The sequence below is a fragment of the Chamaesiphon sp. VAR_69_metabat_338 genome, from assembly GCF_031423935.1.
Classification (GTDB): Bacteria; Cyanobacteriota; Cyanobacteriia; order Cyanobacteriales; family Chamaesiphonaceae; genus Chamaesiphon.
Genome location: NZ_JANPGM010000562.1, coordinates 1 through 3354, shown reverse-complemented (window position 1 = coordinate 3354; position 3354 = coordinate 1). Strand labels below are relative to the sequence as shown.

General features: G+C 41.6%; 5 protein-coding genes. All 5 read right to left on the bottom strand.

All coding sequences use genetic code 11. The features are described from left to right. Positions 1-524: 524 nt before the first annotated feature. Positions 525-758 (bottom strand): hypothetical protein, encoded by a 234-nt coding sequence (locus RMO84_RS15485; protein ID WP_310489340.1) that lies wholly within the window; start codon positions 756-758, stop codon positions 525-527. A gap of 3 nt (positions 759-761) precedes the next feature. Continuing rightward, a complete protein-coding gene (locus tag RMO84_RS15480; protein ID WP_310489339.1) occupies positions 762-1511 on the bottom strand; it encodes an alpha/beta hydrolase in 750 nt (249 codons plus the stop codon). A gap of 69 nt (positions 1512-1580) precedes the next feature. Continuing rightward, a complete protein-coding gene (fldA, locus tag RMO84_RS15475) occupies positions 1581-2087 on the bottom strand; it encodes a flavodoxin FldA (RefSeq protein WP_310489338.1) in 507 nt (168 codons plus the stop codon). Positions 2088-2277: 190 nt separating this feature from the next. Next, positions 2278-2529, bottom strand: a complete 252-nt coding sequence (locus RMO84_RS15470; RefSeq protein WP_310489337.1) for a hypothetical protein — start codon at positions 2527-2529, stop codon at positions 2278-2280. 20 nt (positions 2530-2549) lie between these two features. Continuing rightward, the gene (locus tag RMO84_RS15465; protein WP_310489336.1) at positions 2550-2978 is read right to left on the bottom strand and encodes a hypothetical protein; all 429 of its coding nucleotides are present in this window, start codon (positions 2976-2978) and stop codon (positions 2550-2552) included. Positions 2979-3354 lie beyond the last annotated feature (376 nt).

The window sequence follows — 3354 nt, the reverse complement described above, 5'->3', positions numbered from 1 at the left end:
GTTTGCTCATGAACGTATCAGTGGAGTGTAGTAAATTCTAGTTTTTACAAATGCTAATTATTCTTATTAAGTTTGGATCTCAATCGCCAAATCAGCTTGGTCGATCGGCCAGTCAGATGGCAAACAGCACCTGAATCGGGTTTACCTCTCTATATCGTTCCCCAGAATAGAGACAAAATTAAGATCGAGCCATCAACTAACGATCTGTGTCGTTGCTGCTGTCCAATATATCCTATCCAGGATAAAAATACAAATGATAATTATTAGCAACTATTTTAGATAAGGATCTGTTGAGATCGTGACTTAGCTAGACGACTCGACGATCTGTCGTCTAGGGAACACAAAGTAGTTGGCGATTTATAACCCAGTTCGCTGATGTCTGGTGGAAGACGTACTCGTTCGAGATCTTTGGAGGACGACCTTCCAGATTTCATCCCAGTTCTCAGCAATTATCATTCTAATAAAATGAATACTTTGCGGCGAAGATCCCGATTTTCGATTTGGTTTTAATTTACCCATAAGTATTATCGATTCGATCTAAATTGATAATCCCGACAGTCGATCGCATCTTCCGAGCAGGCGAGATCGGGATTGACAGTACATTTTAGATAGCAGCTATTTGTAAAGTACTTGCACTGATGACAAGGAATTTGATGCAGTCGTTTGAGATAAATAAATCCTGTTTTCCATTGACAGGCAACGGTCAACAAGGCACTAAAGATTGTCGCCCAAGTCAAGACAAAGCAAATTAAGACCATTAGCTAATTACACTCTACATTTGTAAGTTGGTATAACGCCGATTCTGGTGATAGTTTCTGCCAAAACTGTTGAATTTGATGGCTGACTAGTTCAGGGTGAAAATGATGAAAGAAATGTTTGCCTGTAGCAGTGCAATAGATGGTATCTGTTGATTTGAGATAACTATTCCATCCCGACAACGCAGTCGAGCTAACTACTGGATCGTCTTGACTAGCACAAATCATCAAGGGCATTTTTACGCCACCTGCGGCTAAGATATCCAATCGAAATAGTGAGTGATTTGATGGAGCTTCAACTAAATCTCGCTCTAATCGCTCTGTCAAGCTGTAAAGATGACTAGCACAAATATTTGGAAATAAATTGCTGGCGATCGATCGCAACACACACTCTCGATTAGATGGCAAGGATCTTAATTGAGTGTAGTAATATGAATGCCAATCGATCGCCGGCTGGGCAGCGACACTTAATAATGTAAGTGAAGCAACTCGCGCTGGATGCAAGCGAGCGTAGCCTAATGCAATTACCCCACCAATACCATGTCCAATTAGATGAATCGGGCGATCTGATTGAGATATATATTTAGATAATAAATCGATGGCACCGTCGATCGAGCTACCCTCGTCTAATGTTTGATAGTATTCCCAAAACTCCAGCTCGACTGCTTTTGAGAGTTGATGGAGGAGCCGACGATGAAAGCATTTGAGACTGGGACTAGTACTAATCCAGAGAAATTTGGTTCGATCGACTATCATAATTAATATCTAAAAAATGGTGGCAAGTTTACCACCAGTATGCAAATAACTAACTAGCAAATAAAATACCTAAGCAAATTCTTGCTTAACTTGAGCGACCCAAGCTTTAACTCGGGCTTCTGTCAAGTCCGATTGATTATCTTCATCGATCGCTAGACCGACAAATTTGCCATTGCGAACCGCTTTAGATTCAGCAAAATCATACCCGTCAGTAGACCAATAGCCGATCGTTTTACCACCGCGCGCGGTAATCTTTGCTTCCAGTATGCCGACTGCATCCATAAAGTTATCGGCATAGCCTATTTGGTCGCCCGTCCCAAAATAGGCAATATTCTTGCCAGTAAAATCCATGGTGTCAAATTCTGGGAAAAAGCCTTCCCAGTCGCTTTGCAATTCGCCAATATCCCAAGTCGGTGAAGCAATAATTAAATTAGTGTATCCATCAAAGTCACTGACATCGACATTAGCCATATCATGTAGATCGATAACTCCATCCTCAAATTCATCCCGAATCATTTCGGCAATACTTTCAGTTTTACCAGTTTGAGTACCGAAGAAAAGTCCAATTTTCTGCATAGTTTCACTTCCGATTAATCAAGGTTAAAGTTGGATCGAGTCTGATTTGAATTGTCATCTTCATCCATCAGTTCATAGTTACAACCAAAATATGCCATACACCACCACCAAGTGAAGTTACTCCAGTCCATCATTTTTCACCAATAAGATCTTGCAAACTACTAATAATCGATCGAGGGGAGATTACTGACTACTTTGGATTAGGTGCTACTGGCTTGTATTCCAATGTCAAAGATTTGAGATGAGACTGGTATGGTGCGAAATTTTCTTTTTGAGAAACTCGACTCATCGCGATCGGGTAAGTCACGATCGCTAACAGCAAGACACCGACTAGCCCCCACACATATTTGTGTAGTTCTCGGGCTGAAATGCGGATGGGTTTATCGATATCATCTTGGAAATCGATCGAGTTATCGTCTAATGAGTGTGGTATTTCTCTCATAATTAACTGGGATCGCTAATTTAAACTAATGGTAAATAAGGAAACATCGGATGCCAACTCATCGCGGTTGCGGCGACTAGCAATCCAAATGCCCACAAAAAGATCGTGCGAGTTTTGACTTGCTTGTGTTTGAGCAAATTGTGCAGGATAATCCAGCTAACGAGCCAACCCACCAGCAGCATGGTTTCTTTCCCGGTATAACTCCCAATATTGCCCCACAACTTATCGCCAGTGTCGCTACCTGGAATCCATTTACCCAGTCCCCAAATAAATTTTTCTCGGGCTTTCGATGTATCGGCTAAATGGTGTGTCACCATCATCGTAAAGCAACCAATTCCCGCGCTAATTAATGCCGCCGCTGCACGCCCAGATGTTGCAGGTGGGTTGTGAGAACCTTTGGCAATACTGCGAGGGAAATGCTTGAGACGATCCCATATTTTTGGATACATAACGATATTTATCGATAAGTTTTGATGATAAATTTGAGAGCTAGTTAGATTCGTTCGCGTAGCGTCGCCTGTGGTGAATCGAGATCGAGATTTTAAGATTAGATTGATTACTAAAGAGCGCGAATCTTAGCAATTCCAAATCCAGTAACTAAATCGCTCATCGCAAAAAACATCAATCCCATTATTGCTACACAAGTTGCTGACAGTACAACCCGATATCGTTTCTCTAAAATTGCATCTCCATATGTCCACAAAATCCAGGTACAGGCCGCACCAATTGGCAACATAAATAATCCACTGAATTTGTGATAGTTGCTGATGACGGATGGTACTAGGGGGCTATTTTCTCTGAGCTAAGCTCTACCACCGCCAAATT